Here is a 24,823-nt window from a genome sequence, read left to right as displayed (position 1 = left end):
ACCTTCGACGCCCCGGTCAGCCGTTTCAGGAATAGCCCTCGAGCTGCGTGTACAGCTGCTGGGCGAGGCGCGCGTTGTCGGCCGGGGCGTAGGTGAGCCAGCGCTGGCCGTCGTTCGCGTCGCGGGTGCTGAGCAGGTAGCGGCCGGCCTCGGTGTCGAACCAGGCGAGCGGCGGCAGGGTCGATTCCCGGCCGTTGCCGCCCCGCACGTGCACGGTGAACTCGCCGACGCTCGTCCGCGGCTTCTCGAAGATCCGCTCGACGGCGCGCAGCTGCGGGTTGTGCGCGCGCGGCGCCTCGACGCCCGCGAACGGGTTGTATCCCTCGCTGCTGCGACGAGCCTGCTTCACCGGCCGCGCGATGGTCACGGACTGGCCGGGCGCGGCGGGCGTCAGCGGGAGCAGGTCGACGATCGCCGGGACGATGCCGGTCGGCCGGGTCTCTTCGAAGACGAGCAGGTTGCCGTCTCGCTTGACGAGCACCGCGTACGCACCGTTGGTCGCCACGCGCGCGAAGAGCTGCTCACCGTCCAGCTTGGCGGCCGCGGTCACGGCGAGGTCGGAGCGGGCGAACGTAGCCAGCGCCAGCTCCACGTCGTCGTCCAGGCGGCCGCGGCGGATCAGGCCCCGGCCGTCGAGGTCGCGGTGCACGGCCTCGCGGACCTGCAGCCGTTGCTCGGTGGTGGTGCCCACGTGCGGGACCACGAACGGCACCGGCGCCCGGCCGAGCGAAAGCTGTTCGAGCAGGAGGTCCACCGCCGCCAGCGACAGCGAGAACGAATACGGCATCGCCCATCCCTTGCCCTTGGTCCGGTTGGCGAGGGAACCGTATCCGACGCCCGCGCCGCGCTGCAGGCCGACGGTCAACTGCTCTGCCCTCAGCGAACCCGCTTGCCGCCGTGATCACACGCTGGTGCCATGGGGAGATGGCAGATCCCAAGTCCGCGCTCGTCCTCCACCTCGCCGCCGGCGGAGAGCCGCTGCTGTTCCCCCTGGCGGCCGAGGAATCCGTTGCCGTGCAAGAAAAGATCCCAGACCTGCTCAAGCACGGCGGCGTCCACTCTGTACAGACGAAGGACGGCAACACCGTGTCGGTGAACTTCGCCCACGTCGCCGCCGCCTACATCGACGACCTCAGCCGCAAGAGCCGGTTCGGCCTGACCGGGTGACGCGTCGCTACCGGAGCGCGAGCCCGATCAGCTCCGCCCGGATGTCCGGACGGCTGGCGGCCACCAGCACGAAGGTCGCTTCCCGGACGAGCCGGGCGGCGTGGGAGCCGCTGAGGATGGCGCGGCTGCCGGTGGCGGCGGCCAGCGCGCCGGCGCTGCGGTAGGCCAGGTCGCTCGCCGCGGCGCGGGCCGCCGGGAGGGTCGGCGGGTCGGTCAGGGCGGCGTCGAGCCGGGTGCGGACCAGGTCCTGCTCGGCGCGCAGCGTCTCCGCGGCCTGGTCCTCGCCCGCGTCCACGAGCAGGCGGGCGCAGCGTTCGGCCAGGCCCAGGGCCACGCAGCCGCTGAGGCGGGAGGCGAAGGTCTTGCTCCCGACGAAATCGGCGTACGACTGCTGGGCGAACACGCGCTCGGCGGGAACGAAGTAGCCGTCCAGGTCGAGCTGGACGGTCGCCGTTCCCTGGGCGGCCGTCAGTTCCAGCGGACGCGCGATGAGGCTCGGCTCGGCGACCGGTTCGACCACCACGCTGACCACCGTGTCGCCGTCACGGCCGGAGAGCTGCAACAGGTCGATGCCGCCCCAACCGCTGACGAAGGGGGCTTCGCCGTCGAAGCGATAGCCGCCGTCGACGGGCTTGACGCGCACGCGCGGCGGCGTCGGGATCACCCCGGTGTACGCGACGCCCGCGCGCAGGTCGCCCGCGATCAGGCCGGACAGGTACTTCGCGCGCAGCCCGGCGTTCGAGGTCCCGGCCAGGCCGACGACGAGGGCGTGGTGCTGGATCCAGGTGAACGTCGTGCTCAGGCAGCCACCGGCGAGCGCCTCGATCACCGCGACCAGTTCGGACAGAGCCAGGCCGGGGCCGCCGGCCGCGGCGGGAGCGGCCACTCCGTAGAGGCCCGCCGCGGCGAGTGCGTCGAAATGCGATCGCGGCACGACCCCCGTCCGGTCCACTTCGGTCGCGGCCGGGAACAGCAGGTCGTCGGCGAGGGCGCGGGCTCGGGCCACCAGATCCGTCACAAGAATCAAGCTACCCAAACTCTCGCGAACCGGGCCGGAACGCACTGAAGGCCACCCACGAGGGCGGGTGGCCTTCAGCGAAAAGCTTTGGTTACAGCTCGTAGAGCCGCTTCCAGTTGTCCCGCGAGGTCAGCTCGGGCATGGCGCGCTTGTACTGCTCCTGCACCCCCGCGCCTTCCTTGCGCAGCCGCTGGATCGTCTTCGCGCCGCGCTTGGCGAGTTCGAACATCTTCACCTTGTCGTACGTGCGCACGCGCACGCCCTCCTGCGAAGCGTCCGTGACCACGGCCGTGTCGAACAGCGCGATGTGCCACCAGTGCGCCTCGTCGATCGGCACCGCGCCGAGCCCGAAGCGGCTGCGGCCGAGCACGCGGTCGAGCACGCGCTTGATCAGCACCAGCCGCTGCATGCTGGGCCGCGGCGCGCTGTTGATGATGCCGATGTCGTTGGACGCGATGCCCGGGACGTCGGTCGCCTTGTGCCGCTTGGTCTCCGGGTACTGCTCGCGGATCCGGCGGATCTCCTTCATCGCCGCGACGCCACCGTCACGCAGGACCTCCGGCCCCTCGAGGAAGTCCTCGACGGCCTTGATCAGCGTGGCCGACAGGCCGTACTGCATGCCCAGCAGGTACCGGACCAGCTGCGCGAGCAGCACCCGCGAGAGCAGGTTCAGGTTGAACGGCGAGTGCAGCGCGGCGGTGATGATCGAGTTGCGCAGGTTGAAGTACCGGTGCCACTCGTCCCAGTCCTTCCAGTGGAAGTCCGCGTGCCACACGCCGGCGCCCGGCAGCGTGACGGTCGGGAAGCCGTACTCGCGGGCCCGGTAGGAGTACTCGGCGTCGTCCCACTGGAAGAAGAACGGCAGCGGGTAGCCGATGGCCTTGACCACCTCGTACGGGATCAGGCACGACCACCAGCCGTTGTACCCGGCGTCGAGGCGGCGCTCCTGGCGGTTGGGCTTGAGGCTGTCCTCGTCGACGCCCAGCAGGTCGGCCGTGGACAGCGAGTGCTGCACCGGCTGGCCCGGCTCCAGCGTGTTCAGCCGGGCGTACTCGGCGCCGACGTGCAGCTGGTTCGGGTGCAGCAGGTTCAGCATCTGGCCGCCGACGATGACCGGGTTGGCCACGCGGTTGGAGAACGCGGTCATCCGGACGACCAGGTCCGGCTCGAGCAGCACGTCGTCGTCCATGAACAGGACGTTCGCGTGCTCGGTGGCGGTGTGGCCGGCCACCTCGAACAGGCCGCGGGTGAAGCCGCCGGCGCCGCCGAGGTTCGGCTGCTTGATGTAGTGCAGCTTGTCGCCGAGGTCCTTCGCGACCTGCGCGAAGCCGTCCCGCGACTCGACCAGGTCGGTGCCCTGGTCGGCGACGTAGATGGCGTCGAGCGTGTCCAGCGAGGACACGTCCGCGGCGAGCGCCTGCAGGTTCTTCAGGCAGTCGTCGGCGCGGTTCATGGTGCAGATGGTGACGGCGGTCGGGCGGATCTTCGCCGGGGCGTCGACGGTCCAGCGGACCTGCTCGACGCGCAGCGACTGGCCGCCCTCGGTCTCCAGGTCGAGCCACAGCGCGCCACCGTCGTGGAACTTGTCCAGCTTCGCGCTCAGCGTCACCTTCTTGGCCTTGGCGCCGGCGACGGCCTCGGCGGCCACCACGCGGGCGTCACCCTCGAGGTCGGACGCGCCGACCTTCAGCATGCCGTCGCCGGAAACCACGGCCTCGACGGAGACCTCGGTCACCGTGGTCCAGCGCTGCCAGTAGCTGGCCGGGAAGCGGCCGAAGTAGGTGTTGCCGGAGACCTTGGACGACGGCTCGACGCTGATCCCTCCGCGGTCCCGCACCGCGGAGCCCCACTCGAGCTCGGCGTAGAGGTCCTTGCTGACGATCGGCGCCGGGCCCGCGTACAGGCCGCGCTGGGCCGTCAGCCGGCCTTCGGGTGCGTGCTCCGCGAACCGGGTCTCGCCTGCGGGGGCCGCCTCGGCGACCGGGGCTGCTTTACCGGGCATAGAACTCAGTTCTCCTTTACCGGCCGCTCACGAAACACGACCCACTTGAGCATGACGAAATTGATCACGGTCGCCGTCGCCTGTGACACGACCCAGCCGAGCGTGGCCTTCCACGCCGACTCCGGAAGCAGGTGCAGCATCCACTGGTTCATCCCGACCGCGACGAAGAAGGTCACCGCGTACAGCAGCACGAAGCTGCCGACCTGCGTGCCGCCCTCGCGGCGGCCGCCGGAGAAGGTGAACCGGCGGTTGAGGAAGAACGCCGTGGTCGTGCCCACGATGAAGCTGATCGCGCGGGCCACGGTGACCCAGGGGACGGCATCCATCCCGACGGCCCTGAGCAGCGAGTACGTGCCCAGGTCCAGGAGGGCGCAGAACCCGCCGATCAGGCCGAAGCGGATGAGCTGCCCGAGCAGACCGGGGCCCGACGGTGCCGGCACCGTCGTCTCACTCTGCGGTTCTGTAGCCACCACTGGAATACCTCGTCGGCTTGGGGCGTCGTTGTCTTTGGATGTCCAAGTCCGTGTCGACTTTGACGCTCGGACGCTTGTGCCTTGATTCGCAAAGTGTAGAAGCGGTCACTTCAGGGCCACGTTCCGGGCGGTCTTCGGCGTGGCTACGCTGGTCGCGTGACCCATACACCCGAGACACAGCGTCGCACGCTCACCGGTTGGGGCCGCACCGCCGGGACCGTCGCCGACGTCCTGACCACGCGCGACGTCGACGCCATCGCCAAGGCGGTCGCCTCGGCCGGCCCCCGCGGCGTCATCGCGCGCGGCCTCGGCCGCTCGTACGGCGACCCCGCGCAGAACGCCGGCGGCCTGGTCGTCGACATGACCGCGCTGGACCGCATCCACTCGATCGACCCCGACTCCGGCCTGGTCGACCTCGACGCCGGCGTCAGCCTCGACAAGCTGATGCGCGAGGCGCTGCCGCACGGCCTGTGGGTCCCGGTCCTGCCGGGCACGCGCCAGGTGACCATCGGCGGCGCGATCGCCAACGACATCCACGGCAAGAACCACCACTCCGCGGGCAGCTTCGGCAACCACGTGGTGTCGATGGACCTGCTGACCGCCGACGGCACGGTGCGCACGCTGACCCCGGAGGGCCCCGAGGCCGAGCTGTTCTGGGCGACCGTGGCGGGCATCGGGCTGACCGGCATCATCACCCGCGCCACAGTGCGGATGAAGAAGACCGAGTCCGCGTACTTCCTGGTGGACGCCGACCGCACGGCGAACCTGGACGAGACGATCGCGCTGTTCACCGACGGCTCGGACCTGAACTACGACTACTCGATGTCGGTGCCGGACCTGATCTCGTCGGACAGCCGCCTCGGCCGCGCCACGTTCTCCCGCGGCTCGCTCGCCAAGCTGGACGAGCTGCCGCCGAAGCTGCGCAGCCAGCCGTTGAAGTTCGACGCGCCGCAGCTGCTCACGCTGCCCGACGTGTTCCCCAGCGGGCTGGTCAACAAGCTGACCTCGACCATGATGAACAACCTGTGGCAGCAGACCGTGCCCAAGAACGGCGCGCGCGGCAAGATCCAGAACCTGACGCAGTTCTACCACCCGCTGGACATGCTCAGTGAGTGGAACCGGGGCTACGGGGCCAAGGGCTTCCTGCAGTACCAGTTCTCGGTGCCGTTCGGCGCGGAGGACCAGTTCAAGGCCATCTGCCGGAAGATCTCGCGGTCGGGGCACTACTCGTTCCTCAACGTGTTCAAGCGCATGGGCGACGCCAACCCGGCCCCCATGTCGTGGCCCACGCCGGGCTGGATGCTCAGCGTGGACTTCCCGATCAAGGGTGACCTGAGCCGGTTCTGCCTGGAGCTGGACGAGGACGTGCTCGCCGCGGGCGGCCGGCTCTACACCGCGAAGGACTCGCGGACCTCGGCGGAGACCTTCGAGAAGATGTATCCGCGGCTCGAGGAATGGCGCAAGACGCGCGCCGCCGTTGACCCTGAAGGCGTTTTCGCCTCTGACATGAGCCGGAGGCTCGCACTGTGATCGACGCCGTTGGCAACCCCCAGTCCCTGCTGCTGCTCGGCGGCACCTCCGACATCGCGTTGGCGATCGCGGAGAAGTACCTCGCGGAGAAGCCGCTGCGGGTCGTGCTGGCCGCGCGGCCCTCGCCGCGGCTCGACGCGGCGGCCCAGCGGCTCAAGGACCGCGGCGCCGAGGTGTCGACCGTCGAGTTCGACGCCAAGGACACCGCTTCGCACCCCGACGTGCTGGAGAAGGCCTTCGCCGGTGGCGACATCGACGTGGCCGTGGTCGCGTTCGGCCTGCTCGGCGACCCCGAGGAGCTTTGGCAGGACCACGCCAAGGCCGTCGAGGCGGCGACGGTGAACTACGCGGCCGCCGTGTCGGTGGGCGTGGCGCTGGCCGCGAAGCTCAAGGCGCAGGGCCACGGCACGATCGTGGCGCTGTCCTCGGTGGCCGGCGAGCGCGTCCGCCGCTCGAACTTCGTCTACGGCTCCACCAAGGCCGGCTTCGACGGGTTCTACCTGGGCCTCGGCGAGGCGCTCGCGCCGCACGGCGTGCAGGTCACCGTGGTCCGGCCGGGCCACGTGAAGACCAAGATGACGGCCGGGCTGAAGGACGCCCCCCTGGCGCAGACCGCCGAGCAGGTGGCCGACATCGCCGTGGACGCCGCCCGCCGCAGCAAGGACCTGGTCTGGGCCCCGGCGCAGTTCCGGCTCGTGATGTCGGCGCTGCGGCACGTGCCGCGGCCGATCTTCCGGAAGCTGCCGATCTGAGCTCACCCCACTGACTCGTGAGTGTTTATGCCGGTTCTAACCGGCATAAACACTCACGAGTCTTTTTGTGCTGGTAGTCAACCGATCGGTGGATGCCGGTTGACCGGGCTGCGGATGGTTCCGGGGCGCCGTCGATCGAAGACTGGGCGCATGGGCAAGGAATTCCGGTCATCACTGTTCGCGCTGCTCGTCGACATCGGGGCGCCGCTCGGCGGGTACTACCTGCTGCGGGCGTTCGGCGTGCCGTCCGTCTGGGCGCTGGTGCTGAGCGGCCTGCCGCCGGCGCTGCGGGTGCTGTACACCGCCGTCGTGCGCCGGAAGGTGGACGGCATGGGGCTGTTCGTGCTGGCGATCGTCGCCGTCGGGCTGGTCACCACGCTGATGACCGGCGACGCCCGGCTGCTGCTGGTTCGCAACGCGTGGTTCAGCACGCTGGGCGGGGTGTGGGTGCTGGCGAGCCTGTTCGTCGGCCGCCGACCGGTGACGTACGAGATGGCCCGCGCCCTGCTGCCCGGCCGGGGCGAGCGGCTGGACGAGGCGTGGGATTCGCGGCCGTCGTTCCGCCGCGCGTGGCGGGTGCTCGCCGTGGTCTGGGGCGTCGGCGGGCTGGTGCACAGCGGCATCAGCGTGACCATGGCGTACTCGCTGCCGGTGGACGACGTGCCGGCGCTGGACACCGTGCTGGGGATCGTCTTCTTCGTGCTGCTGCAGGTGATCACGCAGATCGTGCTGTTCCGCGAAGGAACGCTCAACCGGATCGCCCGGCCCGCGTCAGCTCGCCTGTGAGGCGGGGATCAGGTAGAGCAGCTGGGTGCCGACCCACGGCGAGTCGATCGTCCAGCTCGCCAGCGCGGACGGCGGCGGCGCCTGGCGGGTGGTGGCCAGCACGAGGTCGGGGCTGGTCGGCGCGACGCTGTGGTCGAAGTTGTGGAAGTTGGCCTCCAGCAGGGCGCGGCCCAGCTCCCCGCTGCGGCGCTTGGTCTCGGTGATCGCCGGGTCGACGGCGCCGCGGTCGGAGAACTGGTCGACCAGGCGGCAGCCGCACGCGTACGCGAGCGCGCCGGCCTCCCCCGGGCTCTCCACGGTGTGGCCCTTGACCAGGCCCGCGAGCTGGCTGCCGATCCGGCGGTACTCGTCGGATGCCGCGTGGTTGCTGGTGATCGGCGCGAACCGGCGGGGCAGGCCGGGCTGCACGTACAGCGCGACGGCGGCGGCGATGACCAGCCCCGCGGCCACGCCGGCGCCGACGCGGACCCGCGGCGGAACCACACACGCGCAGGCCGCCAGGAAGATCGTCGCGCTGATGATGCTCGGCGCGTAATACCAGTGGTAGGGCGGGACGCCGAGCCAGGAGTACGCCGCGTAGTGCAGCGCGCCCGCCACGGCCAGCGCGGCGAACGGCGCGATCTTCTTCGCGACCGCGGAACCGCGGCGGAACTGGACCGTCCACATCAGACCCGCGGCGAGGGCGAGCAGCAGCGGCAGGAAGGAAATCGCTGTGGCCGCGGGGAAATTACGCCAATAGAGAAGGGGGCCGTTGGCAAATGAGAACGGCCCCCACGGGCTTTGTGCCACCTTGATGACCAATGTGTCCGGCAGCGCCGAGCCCAGCGCGTACCAGCTGAACGCGAACCACGGCAGCGTCACCGCGAGCGCGGCGAAGGCGGTGCGCCAGATCCCCTCCCAGAACGTCCGGCGCGCGGCGAACACCACCAGCGCCACGAGCAGCAGGTCGACCCGCACCAGCGTGAGCAGCCCGGCGGCGAGGCCGAGCGCGACCGGGCGGCGTTCGGCTGCGTAGGCCATCACCCAGACCGATCCGGCCGCGCCCAGCACCACCTCGAGCCCGACGGACGAGATCAGCAGCGGGTTCACCAGCAGCAGCCCGAACGCGAGCGGCGTGAAGGCGGCGGGCAGCCCGGCGCGCGTGGCCAGCCGTCGCAGGCCGAGCACCAGCACCACCTGCGCGGCCACGAAGACCACCCCGGCCGCGGTGACGGGGTCGCGCACGAGAACCGTGACGGCCGCGAGCAGGAGCACGTTCAGCGGCGACGTCGCGGTGTTGGCGGTGCTCTGCTCGATCAGGCCCCAGTGACCGTGGAAGGCGAGGTTCTTCGCGTACGAAAGCGTGATGTACGTGTCGTCGATCAAATGGCTGCTGGCCAGCGAAAACACCAGCGCCGACGCCACCGCGGCCGCCGCCGGCGCCAGCCACGGACGGACACGCTCGAGCACCACCGGCAGCGCACCGGTGGCGAGCGGAAGTTCTGCGGAGGCGCCTCGCATCACGGACACCGTACACAACGTTCGTGATCTTCCCGTGACCTAACCCCCTTGCGGCGGCCTCTCCGGCCACGGGCCGGCACGCAGCGGATGACGCTTTCGCCTCGCTGAGTGCAGGGAAGGCGTCATCCGCTGCATCGAGACCTACTCGGCCGCCTCCGAGACCGGCGCCTTCAACCCGGTGACCAGTTCACCGGCATCGATGTCGAGCCCGGCGGCGAACTTGAGCAGGTTGTGCAGGTTCACGTTCCGCAGCCCGCGCTCCACCTGGCTGACGAACGTCCAGTGCACCCCGGCCGCGTCCGCGAGCTTCTCCTGGCTGACCCCCAGCTCCTGCCGCCGCGACCGCACGCGCACGCCGAGCAGCCGCGTCGCCTCGGAAAGGGGATCTTTCGCCATGGTGGATTGATTAAAGGTGTCCAGGTCATTCAACGCCAGAGAATGAATGTCTAGGTTATTTGTGTCTATAGCCTTTGTATCTAGTTTCGGGCATTTCCCGCGAATGGTCCCGCGGAGCGTGACTGATCAGCTACCGTGCTAACTGTCGGCCGTTGTGAACGCCAAGGGGAGAACGGGTTAAATGGGCCTTTGGGACTCCATCGCGTTCACGGTCATGGACTCGGGCGCCCCTCCTTCAGGCGGCTTCGCCTTACAACGCGACGAGGCGACTCAGCTGGTCGAGCGGCTGCAGAACGTGCGGGAACGCTTGGCAGCCATGCACAACGAAGCCGTGACACTCTGCGCCATCACGCCACCGTCGCGCGATCCCGGCACAATGACCTACCAACAAGCGCTTACGGTCAATGCCACTGGGCAACCCGCAGCCCTCTCCTACGGTGGCGGTCACATCGATCTTCAGCTGCACTATGTGACAGAATTGATCAGCCGACTGAAAACCGCCCTGGGCATGACCGAAGCGAGCGATGAATCGCAAGCCGGCGCAGTGAGCGAAGTCGACCAGAAAGCCGCGGGGAGATACTGATGGGCCGGCGAACTGTCACCATGACTGTCATCGTCTCGGCGGCCTTCGTGGCCGCAGGTTGCTCGGGCCCGAACACGCCCGGAACTCCTTCTCCGGCATCACAACCTCCCTCAAGCTCCGCAGCGCCGGCGAGCCAAACACCTCCCTACGCAGGTGCGCCCAAGGTCGCCTCGCCGTTGCCCAGCACGGTTCTCTCGGGCAGCGCCTGCGACGCGCTCACCCCAGACCAGGTCAAGGTCAATATCGGCGTCACAGTGGCGGGCAAACCCGATCACCTGCCCGGCATCGGCGCCGAGTGCAACTGGGCGAATTCGCAGACCGGCGGCCAGATCGGCGTGTTCTACGTGACCGAACCCAAGACCGGGCTCAGCGGCAACTACGCCAACACCCGGCCACAGATGGCTGTCTGGAAGGAACTTCCACCTATCCAGGGCTTCCCGGCCGTGGCCTACTCCGACGACGGCAAGCCGAACCCGAGCTACTGCGCAGTGAGCGTCGGCATCACCGACACTCTGTCGATCGACGTGCACGCCAATCTCAGCGATCAGAAGGCAGGCAAGGTGGATGCCTGCGCAATCGCCCCCGAGACCGCCAATGATGTGGTCACGACGTTGAAGCAGAAGGCCGGCTCGTGAGCTTCGAGCAGATCGACGCGGTGCTCAAGCAGGGGCAGCAGCTCGTGCCCGTGCCGGATGTCGTGAGCGCCGTGCTGGCCGGGAATTCGGGGAGCTGGCACGAGGGCGTCGGGACGGCGAACAAGATCGCCGCGGACCAGGACGCCGTGGGGCAGGACCTCACGCAGATCCTCGGCCGGCTCGAGTCCGCGTGGACCGGGGCGGGCGCGGACGGGGCGGCCGCGCGGATCCAGCGGATCCGGACGTCGGCGATCGCGGCCAACCAGACGTTTGTGCACAACGGCAACGAGATCGGCAACGCCGCCTCGCTGTACGAGGGCATGAAAAACCAGCTCACCCCCATGCCGTCACGGCCGAATCTCGCGCCCGGGCATAGCGCGGCCTGGTGGGACCAGGACATGGAGTCCTCGGTCACGGCGTACAACGACACCGCGAAGCGCAACCTCGACATCTACAACGGCTACGTCGGCCAGACCCAGGCCAACACCAGCCGCCTCCAGTACGACTACGGCCAGATCGGCACCTACGACGGCGGCGACGTCACCCTGGCACCCACCCCGGACGCCGGCGGGCCTGCTGGGCGACCGTCGGGGAGTCCGCACGGTCCCGCGTCCGTGGGCGCTGGGGCTCAGCCGCACAACGGTCCTGCGGGCGGCACGAACGGTCCCCTCGCGCCTGGTGCTGGTGCTGGTGCTGGTGCTGGTGCTGGTGCTGGTGCTGGTGCTGGTGCTGGTGCTGGTGCTGGTGCTGGTGCTGGTGCTGGTGCTGGTGCTGGTGCTGGTGCTGGTGCTGGTGAAGACGGAACCACCACGGCGGGCGCCACTCCGCCGCCGTGGAGTTCGCTGCCGTTGCCCGGGGCGAGTGGGGCGGGGAACGTCGGCGCCAATCCCGGGAGCGGCTTCGGCGGTCCGGGCGGGTTGGGCGGCCTCGGGAACAGCGCGGGTGACGTCGTCGGCCCGTACGGCAGCGGTCCGTACGCCGGCGGCCGGTTGGGCAACCCCGTCGGTGAGGGTGCGGGCGGCGTCGGGCGTCTGGGCAACGGCGCGGGCGGCGAGGGACGCGGTGGCGCGCCGGGAAAGCAGACCGGCGGGGCGCTTGGACCGGGCCGTTCCGGGGGCGCGTTCACCGAGGCGGAGCGGACGGCCGCCGCGCGGGGCAGCGGCGCGGCCGGCGGGATGGCGCCGGGCGGTCGTGGCAAAAAAGAGGAAGACGAGGAGCACCAGCGCAAGTTCGTGCTCGACACCGACACCCTCTTCGGCGAGGAAGGCCGGACCGTCGATCCCGTGACGGGGCTGCCGGTCGTGCCGCCGACCATCGGCGGGTGACCGTGCTCGACCGCGCGGTCGTGCTGCCGAAGCTGGCGTTCACCACGGCGTGGGCGATGCTCGACCTGGGTGATCCACATCCGGTCCTCGGCACGGATCTGCACCACTGGATGAGCGATGACGTCCGCCGCAAGCTGCACGAGGAGACGATCGCGCTGCTCGCCGAGCACGGCCTGGCCCGGCACGACCGGCTCAATCCGTTGTGGCGCGCGACGCTCCGGGTGATCAGCGCCCCGGACCGCGAGTTCTACGCCTGGTCCGGCCTGCGCGACGGGGCCCAGCGCGCGTCGCTGATCGCGCTCCGTGATGACGAGGGCGTCTGCCTGCTGTCCCGCGACGAGACGGTCGAGGTGCGGCCGGTGCGCGTGAAGTGGCCGGCAACCAGCCTGTACGACACGCTGCCGACGGTCGCGGGCGCGTCGATCCGGACGGTCACCGTCCCCCGCACCCCCGACGACGAGCCTCCGGACCCGCTCGCCCTCGCCGAGCCGTCAAACGACCGCGACTACCTGGCCGAGATCATGTCCCGTCCGCAGGACGCGGTCCACCAGCTGTACACCGCCCGCCGCGACGAGTCCGGACGGCGTTCCCGCAGCCTCCCCATCACCGCCCTAGACCTGACGAACGAAGGCCGCATCCTGACCTACCTCACCGAGGACGACCGCATCACCCTGACGTCCGGCACCCCCCGCACCATGATCAAAACCCTGAACGACACCCACACCGGCTTGCTCTGACGGGCGCGCCGCCTCCGCTCGTCGCAAACCCTTGCGCCGCAACGGTTCTGAGGCCGCCACCGCGCACGGGCTTCGGCATTGCCGAGGAAAGCGATGCCGCCGGTTTGCTCGGCAATTGAACGCAGCGAACCGGACTCGCCGACGCCAGCCCGGATTCCCGGTCGCGCAGGAAACCTGTGCCGCTCAGGTGTCGTCGGCGCTTCCGGAACTGTCGCCAAGCGCCGCAACTGCCATCGGTGCCGGAACCGGCGGCAGGGCCGGAGCTGTTGTCGGGGGCGGTCAGATGCCGTCGCCGGTGCCGTCGGTGCCAGTGGTGCCGAAGCCGGTGGTGCCGTTCTGGCTGTTGGGGGTGTTCTGGCCGTTTTGGCCCTGGCTGCCGAAGCCTTGGCCGTTCGGGGCTTGGCTGCCGAAGCCCTGGCCGCCGCGGAATTGGTGGTAGCCGCCGGAGCCGCCGTCGCGGAGGCGGGACATGCCGGGCCTCGTGTCGTGGCCCGTGGCGGCCATGACGCCGCCGACGACGCCACCGCCGATCACCAAACCGAGGATGCCCACCGCGACCAGTTGCGTCGCCCGGTGGCTGACGAACCTGCGGAAACCACCCGGCTGACGGGGACCCACCGGTTGCGCCGCACCCCACGGCACGGCTCCCGGCTGCTGACCTTGCGGCGGCACCGCACCCGGGACGGCCTGGCCCTGCGGAGGAACCGCACCCGCTGCGCCTGGCACTGCACCCTGAGGAGGCACCGCGCCAGCCCCACCCTGGGGCGGCGCCGCATCTGGAACGGCCTGGCCCTGCGGAGGAACCGCACCGGGAACGGGCTGCGGAGGTACCGCGCCTTGCTGCTGATTCTGGGCCGTGACCTGCGGCTGTTCACCCGCGTTCGGCCCGACACCCGGTTGCTCACCGGCACCCGGCTGCCCAACACCAGCACCAGCACCACCACCAGCAGCGGGCGACCCACCCGCACCCAGCTCAGCAGTCTCAGCACCCGGCTCCACCGGGTTCGGGGTGGTCGGCTGGTCACCAGGGGCCGGGCGGCCGTCGTCGGGGGTGGGGGCGGCGGGGTGGGGGTCCTGGTCGGTCATCTTCGGGCTCCTCTTGAAGAACTGAGATGGGAACGGGCGTACTGCCCGCCCCCACCTCCGAGGATGACCGCCGAATCTGTGCTGCGCCTGAAGGCCAGCTGTTTAAATCCGCGCGCTTTTCACAGGTAGAACGACAGGAACAGGGTCACGACCCAGGACGCGCCGAGCACCTGCAGGACCCGGTCGTTCAGGGCGATCTCCTCCGGCTCGCCGGCCTTGCCGCCGTCGACGTCGACGGCGTAGCGGAGCACGGCGACCACGAACGGGACCATCGAGACCACGGCCCACACCGAGTCGTGCTCGACCTGGCGGATTTCGAACGCCCAGAGGCAGTACGACATGATCAGGATCGCCGCGGACGTGGCCCACACGAAGCGCAGGTAGCTCGCCGAGTACTTCTTCAGCGACGAGCGGATCTTCGCGCCCGTCCGCTCGAACAGCATGATCTCCGCGTACCGCTTGCCCGACACCATGAACAGCGAGCCGAACGCGGTGACCAGCAGGAACCACTGCGACATCGCGATGCCGCCGGCCACACCGCCGGCGATCGAGCGCATCAGGAAGCCCGAGCCGACGATCGCCAGGTCCACCACCGGCTGGTGCTTGAGCCCGAAGCAGTACGCGAGCTGCACGGCCTCGTACACCGCCAGCACCACGGCCAGCTGCCAGCTCGCCGCGAACGACACCGCCAGGCCGGCCAGGAAGAACACCACCGCCGCGCCGTAGGCCACCGGCACCGGCACGATGCCGGCCGCGATCGGCCGGTTGCGCTTGGTCGGGTGGGCGCGGTCGGCCTCGACGTCGATGGCGTCGTTGATGAGGTAGACCGACGAGGCCGTGAGCGAGAAGGCCACGAACGCGATCAGCGCGTCGATGACCAGCTCGGTGCGGTTGGTCGCCTTCGAGAAGGCGAAGAACGGCGCCGCGAACACCAGGACGTTCTTCACCCACTGCCGCGGCCGGGCCGTTTTGATGACGCCGCCGACCAGGCCCATCGAGCCCTTCTTCGGCGCGGCGGGCTCGGCAACGGCGTCGGCCGGGGCCGTGGCTGAGGTGTCCTCGGCCTTGGCCGAAGCGTCGGCAGCAGTTTCGGCCGGGGTGGTGGCCACGGACTCGGGCTCCCCTGAGTCCGGGGTCCGCTCGTCGGTCGTTTCGCTCATCGTCTCTTCAGCTTCCGTCGGATCAGACCACCGACGAGGCCTCCCAGGGCCGCACCGGCCAGTACGTCGGTCGGATAGTGGACGCCGAGGACCAGCCGCGAGGCCAGCATCGGCGGTACGAGGGCGGGCACCAGGTTACGCCCGGTCAATCCGGAGTAGAGCACCGCCGCCGCCGTCGTGGACGTCGCGTGCGAAGACGGGAAGCTCAGCTTGCTCGGCGTGCCCACCAGCACCTCGACGCTCGGGTGGTCCGGACGCGGGCGGCGGACCACCCGCTTGACCGCGATGGACGCGGCGTGCGCGCCCACCACCCCGGCCGACGCGATCAGCCAGTCCTTGCGCCGCTCCTTGTCGGCGACCGCGCCGACCAGGCCCAGTGCGAACCAGCCGATGGCGTGCTCGCCGAAGTGCGACATGCCGCGCGCGGCCTTCACCGCGCCGGGCTTCTTCAGGAACGCCTGGGCCTTCGACAGGACCGCGACCTCACCACCGGCTCGTGAGTGTTCAGACCGGTTAGAACCGGCATTGCCACTCACGAGGGTTTCCGCGGTCTCAAGCATCGATCGACCCGTCGATCGGGGTGCCGTCGGTCAGGTGCGGGGCGATCTTGTTGTCGAACGCCGAGAGCGCCGAGCCGATCGCCATGTGCATGTCGAGGTACTTGTACGTGCCGAGGCGGCCGCCGAACAGCACGTTCTTCTCGCGGGCCTCGTTCTTGGCCAGCTCGCGGTAGGCCTCGAGCTTCTCGCGGTTCTCCGGCGTGTTGATTGGGTAGTACGGCTCGTCGTCCTCCCCGGCGAAGCGGGAGAACTCGCGGAAGATGACCGTCTTGTCCTTCGGGTAGTCCCGCTCCGGATGGAAGTGGCGGAACTCGATGATCCGGGTGTACGGGACTTCCTGGTCGTTGTAGTTGACGACCGAGGTGCCCTGGAAGTCGCCGGTCTCGGCGACCTCGGACTCGAAGTCCACGGTGCGCCAGGTGAACCGGCCCGCGGAGTACTCGAAGTAGCGGTCCAGCGGACCGGTGTAGACGGTCGGCGTGCCGGCCGGGATGTGCTCCCGCACGTCGAAGTAGTCGGTGTTCAGCCGGATCTCGATGTTCTCGTGGTCGGCCATCTTCTCGAGCCACGCGGTGTACCCGTTGACGGGCAGGCCCTCGTAGGAGTCGTTGAAGTACCGGTTGTCGAAGTTGTACCGGACCGGCAGGCGCGTGATGATGTTCTCGCCCAGGTTCTTGGGGTCGTTCTCCCACTGCTTCGCGGTGTACCCGCGGATGAACGCCTCGTAGAGCGGGCGGCCGACCAGCGAGATCGCCTTCTCCTCGAGGTTCTGCGCGCTCGCGGTCTCGAACTCCGAGGACTGCTTCGCGATCAGCTCGCGCGCCTCGTCCGGCGTGTGCGACTTGCCGAAGAACTGGTTGATCAGCGCCAGGTTCATCGGGAACGAGTAGACCTGGTCCTTCACCCGGGCGAACACCCGGTGCTGGTAGCCGGTGAACTCGGTGAAGCGGTTGACGTACTCCCACACGCGCTTGTTCGAGGTGTGGAACAGGTGCGCGCCGTACTTGTGCACCTCGATGCCGGTCTCGGGGTCGGCCTCGGAGTAGGCGTTGCCGCCGAGGTGGCTGCGGCGCTCGATCACGAGGACCTTCTTGCCGAGCTCGGCAGCGGCCCTCTCCGCGACGGTCAGCCCGAAGAAACCGGACCCGACGACGACGAGGTCGTAACCGGCGAAGTCGTCTTCAGTAATCTTGGCGGGGTTCGTGTGCTCGCTCACGGGCGCCCAGGGTACGCAGCCCCCGAGCCGTGGCCCGCACCGACCTCAGCCTTCACCGGCAGTTCACCTCCGACAGACCTGGGAAGCATGCCTGCACCGGACACCTTCTGGAGCTATTTCAGCGCGGTACTGACCTACCTGGCCGTGCTGGCGGTGCCGGGCGGCCTGATCGGCCGGGCCGCCGGTGTCCGGGGCTGGGCGCTGGCGGGGCTGGCGCCGCTGCTCAGCTACGCGGTCACCGGGCTGGCCGGGCCGTGGCTCGGCATCGTCGGCCTGCCGTACAACGTGGCGACGGCGGCCGCCTGCACGCTGCTGTTCGCCGGTTTCGCGTACGGCTCGCGGCGGCTGTGCATCGCCCGCGGCTGGCTGAAGCCCGGCGCGGAGGAGCCGCCGGTGCCGTGGTCCCGGCGGGCGCATTGGGCGGTGGCGGCGTGCGTGGTCGTCGCGGTGGGGCTGTCGATCGCCGTGGTGCTGTCGGCGCGCGGCGGGACGACGGCGGTGTTCCAGCGCTGGGACACGGTCTTCCACGCGAACGGCATCCGCTACATCGCCGACACCGGCGACGGCTCGCTGATCGGCATGGGCAAGATCAACTGGTACCCCGACGGCTCCTTCTACCCCAACGGCTACCACCTGGTCGGCGCGCTGGTGTACGAGATCTCAGGCACCAGCGTCCCGGTCACGCTCAACGCCATCACGATGCCGGTCGCGGGCATCTTCGCGCTGGCGATGGTCGCGTTGATCCGCCAGCTCGGCGGGCGCGCGGTGTACGCGGGCTGCACGGCGCTGGTCGCGGCGGGCGCCACCACGGGCGCGTACGAGTCGGTGTCGAGCGGCCTGCTGCCGTACGCGCTGGGCATCGTGCTGACGCCGCTGGCGGTGGTCGCGCTGCAACGGTTCCTGGTGCGGCCGGGCATCGACACCGGGCTGATCGTGGCGCTGGCCGCGGTGGGGCTGCTCGCGGCGCACTCGAGCGCGCTGTTCGGCGCCGTGCTGTTCGCGCTGCCGGTGGTCGTCCAGCGCTGGTACCGGTCGCTGCGGCGCAAGCCCGTGGACGGCGTCCCGGACGGGCGGGCGGCGTGGCGGGTGCTCGGCGGCGACGTGCTGCGGATGATCCCGGTGATGCTCGGCAGCGGCCTGCTGGCGGCGCCGATGATCCTCGGCGCGATCAGCTTCACGGCGGGCTCGTACCCGTACCAGGCCTGGAATTCGGACCTGTCGGTCCCGCTCGCGCTGAAGCTGCTCGTGACGTTCCAGCAGGTGCTGAGCCGTCCGCAGATCTGGCTGACGGTGCTGCTCGCGGTGGGCGCGCTGAGCTTCTACACGCTCGGCCGGATGCGCTGGGCGCTGCTCTCGGCGCTCGGGCTCTCGGCGTTTTTCGTGCTGGTGACCTGCTACGGCTACCTGCCGTGGGTGATCTCGCTGTCCCGGCCGTGGTGGAACGACCGCTACCGGCTGATGGCGCTGGCCGCGATCCCGCTGTGCCTGCTCGCCGGGCACGGCATGGCGGAGCTGCAACGCTGGTTCGCGCGGCTGGCCGGCAGCGGCTCGTGGGCGCGGTCGCAACCTCGGGTGCTGGCACGCATCGGCGTGGGCACGGCGGTGCTGGTGGTCGTCGCGATGGCCGTGCTGACCGGCGGCTTCTACCGCACGGCGAACGCGACGGCCGTCTCGTACCTCTACTACAACGGGCCCGAGGGCGAGGTCACGCCGCCGGTCAGCGCGAACGAGATCACCGCCATGGAACGGCTGGGCACCATGGCGATCCCGGCGCAGGAGAAGGTGCTCAACGACCGGATGGACGGCACCGCCTGGATGTACGCCATCGCCGGCGTCCACCCGGTCGCCGGCCACTACGACGGCGGCGGCCACGTCGACCCCGACGCCGTGTACCTGGCCCTGCATTTTCGGGACTATGACAGCGATCCACGCGTGCGCGACGCCGTGAAACGGCTCGACGTGCACCACGTCCTGATCGGCAGCGGCACGATCCGCAAGGACACGCCCATCGCCCCCGGCCTGCGCGGGCTCGACGGGCTGGACTTCCTGAAACTCGACTACCGCAACCCGGGCGCCTCGATCTACACGATCATCAAATAAGGACTGAAAGGCCCGGAGCCTTTAAGACCCGGAGCCTCGTGGCCGCAGCTCCCCGACTGCGACCACGAGGATCTCCCGTCCCCCGAACCCCCCGGGGCCCTCCGGGCGAGAAGACCGTCCCCCGGCCGGCTCCCCCTCTGCTTCTCGAAAATCGAGACGCCTCATGCCGGAACCCGGTTTCCCGAACAGACGGATATCACCCGATCGGCCCAGTCCGGCCGTCGGGCTCAGGCCTCGTGCAGGGTCGGCAACACGTCCTCGACGACCTTCTCCAGCACGGATTCCCGGCCTTCGTACGGGCCGCCGGAGCGGGGCCAGTGCACGATCACGTCGGTGAAACCCAGCGCGGACGCGCGGTCCACGGCGTCGCGGAACGCGTCGAGGCTGCTCAGCGAGAACACCGGCGCGGCGTCGAGGCTCAGGTACCGCTGGATGCCGGCGCGCTCGCGGCCGGAGGCGTCGAGGCGCTCGTCGAAGACGCGGCTCAGCTCGGCGATGCCCTGCCACCACTCGTCCACGGTGGCGCCGCCGCGGCCGGTGGTGGCCCAGCCGGCGCCGAAACGGGCGGCCAGCGTCATGGTGCGTGGGCCGTTCGCGGCGACCACAAACGGCAGCCGCGGCCGCTGCACCGTGCCGGGCAGGTTCCGCGCGCCCCTGGCTCGGTAGTACTCGCCCTCGAAGTCGAACCGGTCGGTCATCAGCAGGCCGTCGAGCGATTCGACGAACTCCGTGAAGCGGTCGGCGCGCTGGCGCGGTGTGAGGTCGGGGGCGTCGAGGACCTGGGTGTCGTAATTGGAGCTGTCCACGCCCGCGCCGACGCCGAGCACGAAACGGCCGTCGGAGACGTCGTCGAGGGTGATCAGCTCCCGCGCGAACGGCACCGGGTGCCGCGCGACCGGGGACGCCACGAAGGTGCCCAGGCGGATGCGCGACGTGACCATCGCCGCCGCGGTCAGCGTGGGCACCGCGGAGAACCACGGCCCGTCGACCAGCGACCGCCAGCCCAGGTGGTCGTACGTCCACGCGTGGTCGAAGCCGTACTCCTCGGCCGCCCGCCACTTCGGCTCGGCCGCCCACCAACGATCTTCCGGAAGGATCACAATGCCTGCTCGCACGAGGGTGGACGGTAGCGCCCAGCACCGACATTCGCTCGAACGGGCGGCGGCCGCGCCCGTTCGGGGACAATGGCCCGGTGGACAAACCCCGCCTGGTCGCTTCCGACGTCGACGGCACCCTGCTCGGCCCCTCAGAGATCGTTTCCGACCGCACCGTCGCGGTGGTTCAGCGCGTGCGGGACGACGACGTGCCGTTTGTGCTGTGCACCGGCCGCCCGCCGCGCTGGATCGCGCCGATCGCCAAACCGCTGGGCCTGACCGGCTACGCGGTGTGCGCGAACGGCGCCGTGCTGCTGGACATCGGCGCCGACGAAGTGACCGCCGTGCACGGCGAACTGGCCCCGGACCTGCTGCACAACCTCGCGAGCGCGATCGAGAAGGCCGTGCCCGGCTGCCGGCTGGCGGCCGAGCGCATCGGCACCGGCGAGGTCGACCACGACATGCGCAACTTCGTGATCGAGCCCGAGTACCACAATCCGTGGGGCAGTGACGAAGGCCGCACGGCGATGCGCGCCGAGGTGCTCGGCCACCCCGCGATCAAGCTCCTGATCAGCCACCGCGAGATGCGCTCGGAGGAGATGGCCCAGGCGGCGCGCGCGATCTTCGACGGCGCGGTGGATGTGACGTACTCCTCGTCCGGCGGCCTGATCGAGGTCTCCGCGCACGGCATCACGAAGGCCACCGGGCTCGCGGAGGTGGCCGAGCGCTTCTCGGTGACCGCGGAGCACGTGATCGCCTTCGGGGACATGCCGAACGACGTCGAGATGCTCAAGTGGGCGGGCCACGGCGTCGCGATGGCCAACGGCCACCCGGCCGTGCTGGAGGTCGCGGACGAGGTGACCGGGCCGGCCGGTGAGGACGGCGTGGCCGAAGTCCTCGAACGCTGGTTCTGACCCGGCCCTCAGTCGCGCTCGCCGGGGCGGCGGTCCAGAGCCGCGGCGGCCTCCGGGGTCGGGGCGGTGCCGCCGAGGTGGGCGGGCAGCCACCAGCGGTCGTCCTCGCCCGCCGGACTGTCCGGATAGGACGATTGGGCCTGGTCGAGCAGCTCGGACATCCGGGCGCGCAGGTCCTTGGTCAGCACCTCGCAGTCGTCCTCGGCGGACGGGTGCATCGGCGCGCCCAGGACGATCGAAATCGGCACGTGGCGGTGGGTCAGGTCCTTCGGGTGGCCTTTGGTCCACAGCCGCTGCGTGCCCCACAGCGCCATCGGGATCACCGGCACGCCGGCCTCGGCGGCCATCCGCGCCGCGCCGGTTTTGATGTCCTTCACGGTGAACGAGCGGCTGATCGTCGCCTCCGGGAAGACGCCGACGACCTCGCCCGCGCGCAGCCGTTTCACCGCCTCGTCGTACGAGGCCTGGCCGGCGGCACGGTCGACGGGAATGTGGTGCATCCCGCGCATCAGCGGCCCGCCGACGCTGTGCGAGAAGATCTCCTGCTTGGCCATGAACCGCACGAGCCGCTTCGACGGGCGCGCGCCCAGGCCGCAGTAGATGAAGTCCAGGTAGCTGACGTGGGTGCAGGCGATCACCGCGCCCCCGCTGGCCGGCACGTGTTCCGCGCCCTCGATCCGGATCCGGTTGTCCAGGAGCCGGAACATCAACCGGGCCGCGACGAGCACGGGCGGGTACACGAGGTCAGCCATGAATCCAGGCTACGGGAGCCGGAGCGGCGGAACCTACGCTCGCGTAGGTTTTGGGTGCCACACCACTCCGGCGAGCACCAGCGCGACCAGCGTGGCGAACAGGGCGACCGCCTGGTGCTTGACGTTTTCGATGCCGTCGCCCAGCGCCGCGAGGACGAACTGTCCGAACGCGACGGTCAGCAGCAGCCCCAGCACCACGCCCAGCGCGGTTCGGCGGTGCCGCCAGCCACGCCAGGCGACGAACAACCACAGCGGGACGAGGGCGAACAGGCCCAGCGGCGCGAGCAGTCCCGTGAGGCCCGAGACGACCGGCACGCGGTACTCCTGCGCGTGCGGCGCGAAGCCCGCCGACGCCGTGAAGCTGCCGAGATAGTCCGGCCGCGCGGCCAGCAGGTCGCCCGCCGCGCGGTTCAGCACCGCCAGCGTGCGGGACGGGTGGGTGGCGAAGAAGGCGGCGACGTTCCCGCGCGTCATCCGGTCCCGATACCGCGGGTACAGCGGGTCGATGATCACCGGGTGCGGGTGCCACCAGCCGTTGCCGGCGTACTGCGCGAACGACGGCGGCAGCCCCAGCGCCGCGAGGTCGGCGGCCGCGTCGTGCCGTCCGTCCACGATGTTCAGGAAGATGGTGTTGACCACGTTGATCTCGCTGGAGTCCGAGCCCGGCACCGACGACCAGGTGCCGTCCGGCGCGCGGGCCGGGGCGACACTGCTCTGCGCCCACCACGTCCCGCCCATCAGCACGGCGACGACGAGCAGCCCCGGCAGCCACCGTCGCCGGGTTCCGGGCCGGACCAGCAGCACGGCGACGGCCAGCAGCGGCAGGATCATCAGCGTCTGCACCTTGGCGTTCACCGCGACCAGTCCGCCGACGGCGGTCACGGCCAGTCCCACCTGGCTCCACCGGCCGGGACGCGCGGTGAGCAGCAGCCCGCCGACGGCCAGCAGCAGCCCGAGGAACGCCGTGCCCTCGCCGAGGATCGAGGAGAAATAGCCGAAAAACGCCGAGTCCGCGACCACCAGCAGCAGCCCGAGCGCGACCAGCAGCCGGACGCGCGGACCGTACGGGAGGCCCAGCACCACCGCCGTCACGGCCGCCGCCGCGACCACGCAGCCCAGCACTCCCAGGACCACCAGGCTCAGCGCGGAGTGCAGCCCGAACAGGTCCCCGACGTCGACGGCCAGGCGCGCGAGCCAGCTCTGGCTCAGCTGGTAGCTCGGGTCGCAGCCACCGGGCGTCGCCGCGTACTCGAGCCGGATGTACGGCTGCGGCAGGCTCTTCCAGGTGATCCCGGCGCCGCACAGCACGCGGAAGCCGTCGCCGTTGTCGGACATGGACACCGGCCGCGGCACCAGGAACCGGACCAGCAGCGCGGCCAGGGACACGCCGAAGACGCCGTACCCGAGGGCTGGGGACGGACGCGTCCGGACCCGCTCGGCCACGGTTTTCATCCAGGGCAGGATACGTACTGGAAGCCCGGGGCCTGCTCGAGGCCGTCGATCAGGCGGCTCGCCTCGTCGGCGCGCGGGTACACGGTGATCCAGTACGGCGTGCCGATGCGGCGGAACGTCGCGGCCGGCGTCGAGTCCGGGCCGGCGGCGCAGTTCTGCCGCTCGGTGAAGCCGCCGGTCACGGCGACGGTCGCGCGGTTCGCGCTCAGGCCGACCACGAACAGCTGTGAACCGGTGCGGCTGGCGATCGCGCCCGGCTCCGCCGCGCTCACCACGGCGCCCGCCGGCAGGTAGGCACCCAGCCACTGGCCGGCCTCGGCGAGCTGCGCGGTCTGCGTGCGCTCGTCGCGCACCCCGGCCAGCAGGTCCGGGCTGAGCAACGACGCCAGCACCGCCAAGCCGGTCAGCGCGGCCGCCGCCACCGGCACCAGCCGGGAAACGGTCCGCGGCCGCGGCGACGGGTTCGCGGCCGTGAGCGCGGCGTACGTCCCGACGGCCGCGACGGCCAGCAGCGGCGGCACCGGCGCGAGCAGCTGCCAGGCCGGCCCGGGGTCTTCGTCCAGAATGGCCACGAACAGCGTCAGCCCGGCCGCGAGGATGAACAACAGCCACAGCGAAGACCGCGCGGCCGCCGCACGGCCGTGGGTGCGGCGCGCGGCCAGCGCCACGATCGCGATCAGGCCGATCGCCAGGAAACCCAGGTGCGCCAAGGAAAAACCGGCCAGATACGACCAGTCCGGCACATGCGGGCGTAGGGCCCGGCTGGGCAGGAAATGGTGGTAGTAGGTGGCGCGCCACGCCGTCCACGGCACCAGGAACACCAGCGCGCCCAGCCCGTAGCCGGCCGGCGCCCACCAGGTGTGCCGGCCGCGCGCGGCGGCCACGACGAGCCAGATCCCGGCCACGACCACCGGCACCACGCCGTCGGGCCGGGTCATCACCGCGCCCGCCACGAGCACGCCCGCGACCACCGGCCGGGACGCGACGAGCGCGTACGCGACAGAGAGGAGCGCCAACACGAAGAACGGCGTCTCGGTGCCGGAAGGGCCGTACACCGCGAGGCCGCTCGCGCCCGCCGTCAGCACCGCGGCGGCGACGCCGACGGCTGGGCGCGCTTCGCCGCCCTCGGGCAGCGCGAGCTTGGTGACGCGATTCACCAGGAAGTACGCGATGAGAACACAGCCGAACGTCGAAGCGGCCCCGAGGACAACCGCGGACGTCTTGATATCCGCGCCGAATGCGGCTTTCGGCAGGGCCACCACGACAAGCCAGAGGAAATTCGCGTAGCCCTCGGACCGGTCACCGGGATTGAACACCGGCCCATTGCCGTCCGCGATGTTCTGGGCGTACTTGAAGGTGACGAGCGCGGCGTCGGTCACGGTGGCGAACAACAGCTGGTGCACCAAGGAGAAACCCAGGGTGAGCAGCAGCACGAACCCGCGCCAGCGGCGGTCCGCGGCGATCCGGCCCCAGGTCACGACGACCAGCGCGGCCAGCAGCAGCCAGCACGCCACGACCGCGTAACCCACCCGATCCCCCTCGCCTCACCCCGCCGCGGCCGTCCCCGCCGGCCGCCGTTCGCCGT

Annotated in this window: 24 protein-coding genes; 10 read left to right on the top strand and 14 right to left on the bottom strand. The window is 70.5% G+C overall.

Translation table 11 applies throughout. The features are described 5' to 3' along the window. Positions 1-25 precede the first annotated feature (25 nt). Positions 26-787, bottom strand: a complete 762-nt coding sequence (locus OG371_RS16675; protein ID WP_329073113.1) for an ESX secretion-associated protein EspG — start codon at positions 785-787, stop codon at positions 26-28. 137 nt (positions 788-924) lie between these two features. On the opposite strand from OG371_RS16675, the gene OG371_RS16670 reads away from it, so the two are divergent. Then, positions 925-1,167, top strand: a complete 243-nt coding sequence (locus tag OG371_RS16670) for a hypothetical protein (protein WP_091621542.1) — start codon at positions 925-927, stop codon at positions 1,165-1,167. Positions 1,168-1,174: 7 nt separating this feature from the next. Here the strand turns inward: OG371_RS16670 and OG371_RS16665 are convergent, their stop codons facing one another. The 3 genes from OG371_RS16665 to OG371_RS16655 form a co-directional block, all read right to left on the bottom strand. Continuing rightward, on the bottom strand, positions 1,175-2,185 hold the full coding sequence (locus OG371_RS16665; RefSeq protein ID WP_329070222.1) for an acyl-CoA dehydrogenase family protein: 1,011 nt from the start codon (positions 2,183-2,185) through the stop codon (positions 1,175-1,177). A gap of 91 nt (positions 2,186-2,276) precedes the next feature. Next, positions 2,277-4,187: a glycosyltransferase gene (locus OG371_RS16660; RefSeq protein WP_329070220.1), complete on the bottom strand. Its 1,911-nt coding sequence runs from the start codon at positions 4,185-4,187 to the stop codon at positions 2,277-2,279. 5 nt (positions 4,188-4,192) lie between these two features. Further along, positions 4,193-4,660, bottom strand: coding sequence for a GtrA family protein (locus OG371_RS16655; RefSeq protein WP_328605730.1), 468 nt, complete (start codon positions 4,658-4,660; stop codon positions 4,193-4,195). A 156-nt stretch (positions 4,661-4,816) separates the two neighbouring features. On the opposite strand from OG371_RS16655, the gene OG371_RS16650 reads away from it, so the two are divergent. From OG371_RS16650 to OG371_RS16640, 3 genes are all read left to right on the top strand, one after another. Further along, entirely contained in the window at positions 4,817-6,190 is a 1,374-nt protein-coding gene (locus OG371_RS16650; RefSeq protein WP_329070216.1) for an FAD-binding oxidoreductase, read from the top strand. Beyond that, entirely contained in the window at positions 6,187-6,942 is a 756-nt protein-coding gene (locus OG371_RS16645; RefSeq protein WP_329070214.1) for a decaprenylphospho-beta-D-erythro-pentofuranosid-2-ulose 2-reductase, read from the top strand. Before OG371_RS16650 ends, OG371_RS16645 begins: the two co-directional genes overlap by 4 nt. Positions 6,943-7,092: 150 nt before the next feature. Next, entirely contained in the window at positions 7,093-7,728 is a 636-nt protein-coding gene (locus OG371_RS16640) for a VC0807 family protein (protein WP_329070212.1), read from the top strand. Here OG371_RS16640 and OG371_RS16635 read toward each other — a convergent pair. Both OG371_RS16635 and OG371_RS16630 read right to left on the bottom strand, forming a co-directional pair. Continuing rightward, on the bottom strand, positions 7,714-9,228 hold the full coding sequence (locus OG371_RS16635; RefSeq protein ID WP_329070210.1) for a hypothetical protein: 1,515 nt from the start codon (positions 9,226-9,228) through the stop codon (positions 7,714-7,716). The two genes, OG371_RS16640 and OG371_RS16635, sit on opposite strands and share 15 nt — an antisense overlap. A 141-nt stretch (positions 9,229-9,369) precedes the next feature. After that, entirely contained in the window at positions 9,370-9,624 is a 255-nt protein-coding gene (locus OG371_RS16630; protein WP_329070208.1) for a helix-turn-helix domain-containing protein, read from the bottom strand. Positions 9,625-9,805: 181 nt separating this feature from the next. Between OG371_RS16630 and OG371_RS16625 the strand changes: the two genes are divergently transcribed. Genes OG371_RS16625 through OG371_RS16610 form a run of 4 tightly spaced genes read left to right on the top strand, consistent with a single transcriptional unit; the run spans position 9,806 to position 12,904 of the window. Then, positions 9,806-10,207, top strand: a complete 402-nt coding sequence (locus OG371_RS16625) for a hypothetical protein (protein WP_329070206.1) — start codon at positions 9,806-9,808, stop codon at positions 10,205-10,207. A 20-nt stretch (positions 10,208-10,227) separates the two neighbouring features. After that, entirely contained in the window at positions 10,228-10,842 is a 615-nt protein-coding gene (locus OG371_RS16620) for a DUF3558 domain-containing protein (protein ID WP_329070204.1), read from the top strand. Next, a complete protein-coding gene (locus OG371_RS16615) occupies positions 10,839-12,167 on the top strand; it encodes a hypothetical protein (RefSeq protein WP_329070202.1) in 1,329 nt (442 codons plus the stop codon). Before OG371_RS16620 ends, OG371_RS16615 begins: the two co-directional genes overlap by 4 nt. After that, positions 12,164-12,904, top strand: a complete 741-nt coding sequence (locus tag OG371_RS16610) for an ESX secretion-associated protein EspG (protein ID WP_329070199.1) — start codon at positions 12,164-12,166, stop codon at positions 12,902-12,904. Before OG371_RS16615 ends, OG371_RS16610 begins: the two co-directional genes overlap by 4 nt. Positions 12,905-13,183: 279 nt before the next feature. On the opposite strand, the gene OG371_RS16605 is transcribed toward OG371_RS16610, so the two are convergent. The 4 genes from OG371_RS16605 to glf all read right to left on the bottom strand — a co-directional run bounded on the left by OG371_RS16605 (position 13,184) and on the right by glf (position 16,926). Beyond that, positions 13,184-13,522 carry a hypothetical protein gene (locus OG371_RS16605; RefSeq protein WP_329070197.1) on the bottom strand — a complete coding sequence of 113 codons (339 nt, stop codon included), beginning with the start codon at positions 13,520-13,522 and terminating at the stop codon, positions 13,184-13,186. Positions 13,523-14,109: 587 nt separating this feature from the next. Then, positions 14,110-15,150 carry a decaprenyl-phosphate phosphoribosyltransferase gene (locus OG371_RS16600; RefSeq protein ID WP_329070195.1) on the bottom strand — a complete coding sequence of 347 codons (1,041 nt, stop codon included), beginning with the start codon at positions 15,148-15,150 and terminating at the stop codon, positions 14,110-14,112. After that, entirely contained in the window at positions 15,147-15,710 is a 564-nt protein-coding gene (locus tag OG371_RS16595; protein WP_329070193.1) for a phosphatase PAP2 family protein, read from the bottom strand. Before OG371_RS16595 ends, OG371_RS16600 begins: the two co-directional genes overlap by 4 nt. Next, positions 15,703-16,926: a UDP-galactopyranose mutase gene (gene glf, locus OG371_RS16590; protein ID WP_329070191.1), complete on the bottom strand. Its 1,224-nt coding sequence runs from the start codon at positions 16,924-16,926 to the stop codon at positions 15,703-15,705. Before glf ends, OG371_RS16595 begins: the two co-directional genes overlap by 8 nt. An 87-nt stretch (positions 16,927-17,013) precedes the next feature. On the opposite strand from glf, the gene OG371_RS16585 reads away from it, so the two are divergent. Next, positions 17,014-19,026 carry a DUF6541 family protein gene (locus tag OG371_RS16585; RefSeq protein WP_329070189.1) on the top strand — a complete coding sequence of 671 codons (2,013 nt, stop codon included), beginning with the start codon at positions 17,014-17,016 and terminating at the stop codon, positions 19,024-19,026. 227 nt (positions 19,027-19,253) lie between these two features. Here the strand turns inward: OG371_RS16585 and OG371_RS16580 are convergent, their stop codons facing one another. Then, the gene (locus OG371_RS16580; RefSeq protein ID WP_329070187.1) at positions 19,254-20,141 is read right to left on the bottom strand and encodes an LLM class flavin-dependent oxidoreductase; all 888 of its coding nucleotides are present in this window, start codon (positions 20,139-20,141) and stop codon (positions 19,254-19,256) included. 92 nt (positions 20,142-20,233) lie between these two features. Between OG371_RS16580 and OG371_RS16575 the strand changes: the two genes are divergently transcribed. Continuing rightward, positions 20,234-21,034, top strand: coding sequence for an HAD family hydrolase (locus OG371_RS16575; protein ID WP_329073111.1), 801 nt, complete (start codon positions 20,234-20,236; stop codon positions 21,032-21,034). Positions 21,035-21,042: 8 nt separating this feature from the next. Here OG371_RS16575 and OG371_RS16570 read toward each other — a convergent pair whose 3' ends face one another. Genes OG371_RS16570 through OG371_RS16560 form a run of 3 tightly spaced genes read right to left on the bottom strand, consistent with a single transcriptional unit; the run spans position 21,043 to position 24,767 of the window. After that, positions 21,043-21,786, bottom strand: coding sequence for a lysophospholipid acyltransferase family protein (locus OG371_RS16570; RefSeq protein WP_329070185.1), 744 nt, complete (start codon positions 21,784-21,786; stop codon positions 21,043-21,045). 33 nt (positions 21,787-21,819) lie between these two features. Then, positions 21,820-23,238: a glycan biosynthesis hexose transferase WsfD gene (gene wsfD, locus OG371_RS16565; RefSeq protein ID WP_329070183.1), complete on the bottom strand. Its 1,419-nt coding sequence runs from the start codon at positions 23,236-23,238 to the stop codon at positions 21,820-21,822. After that, positions 23,235-24,767, bottom strand: coding sequence for a hypothetical protein (locus tag OG371_RS16560; protein ID WP_329070181.1), 1,533 nt, complete (start codon positions 24,765-24,767; stop codon positions 23,235-23,237). The genes wsfD and OG371_RS16560 overlap by 4 nt, the downstream gene beginning before the upstream one ends. Positions 24,768-24,823 lie beyond the last annotated feature (56 nt).

Source organism: Amycolatopsis sp. NBC_01480 (genome assembly GCF_036227205.1).
Taxonomy (GTDB): Bacteria; Actinomycetota; Actinomycetes; order Mycobacteriales; family Pseudonocardiaceae; genus Amycolatopsis.
The sequence above is the reverse complement of the archived record's forward strand: the minus strand, read 5'-3'. Positions and strand labels throughout refer to the sequence as shown.

Bases quoted from the DNA above. Each gene is read 5' to 3' on its own strand.
- OG371_RS16635 (WP_329070210.1), bottom strand. From the start codon at position 9,228: ATGCGAGGCGCCTCCGCAGAACTTCCGCTCGCCACCGGTGCGCTGCCG.
- wsfD (WP_329070183.1), bottom strand. From the start codon at position 23,238: ATGAAAACCGTGGCCGAGCGGGTCCGGACGCGTCCGTCCCCAGCCCTC.
- OG371_RS16595 (WP_329070193.1), bottom strand. From the start codon at position 15,710: ATGCTTGAGACCGCGGAAACCCTCGTGAGTGGCAATGCCGGTTCTAAC.
- OG371_RS16640 (WP_329070212.1), top strand. From the start codon at position 7,093: ATGGGCAAGGAATTCCGGTCATCACTGTTCGCGCTGCTCGTCGACATC.
- OG371_RS16620 (WP_329070204.1), top strand. From the start codon at position 10,228: ATGACTGTCATCGTCTCGGCGGCCTTCGTGGCCGCAGGTTGCTCGGGC.
- OG371_RS16660 (WP_329070220.1), bottom strand. From the start codon at position 4,187: ATGCCCGGTAAAGCAGCCCCGGTCGCCGAGGCGGCCCCCGCAGGCGAG.
- OG371_RS16630 (WP_329070208.1), bottom strand. From the start codon at position 9,624: ATGGCGAAAGATCCCCTTTCCGAGGCGACGCGGCTGCTCGGCGTGCGC.
- OG371_RS16675 (WP_329073113.1), bottom strand. From the start codon at position 787: ATGCCGTATTCGTTCTCGCTGTCGCTGGCGGCGGTGGACCTCCTGCTC.
- OG371_RS16600 (WP_329070195.1), bottom strand. From the start codon at position 15,150: ATGAGCGAAACGACCGACGAGCGGACCCCGGACTCAGGGGAGCCCGAG.
- OG371_RS16585 (WP_329070189.1), top strand. From the start codon at position 17,014: ATGCCTGCACCGGACACCTTCTGGAGCTATTTCAGCGCGGTACTGACC.
- OG371_RS16570 (WP_329070185.1), bottom strand. From the start codon at position 21,786: ATGGCTGACCTCGTGTACCCGCCCGTGCTCGTCGCGGCCCGGTTGATG.
- OG371_RS16670 (WP_091621542.1), top strand. From the start codon at position 925: ATGGCAGATCCCAAGTCCGCGCTCGTCCTCCACCTCGCCGCCGGCGGA.
- OG371_RS16625 (WP_329070206.1), top strand. From the start codon at position 9,806: ATGGGCCTTTGGGACTCCATCGCGTTCACGGTCATGGACTCGGGCGCC.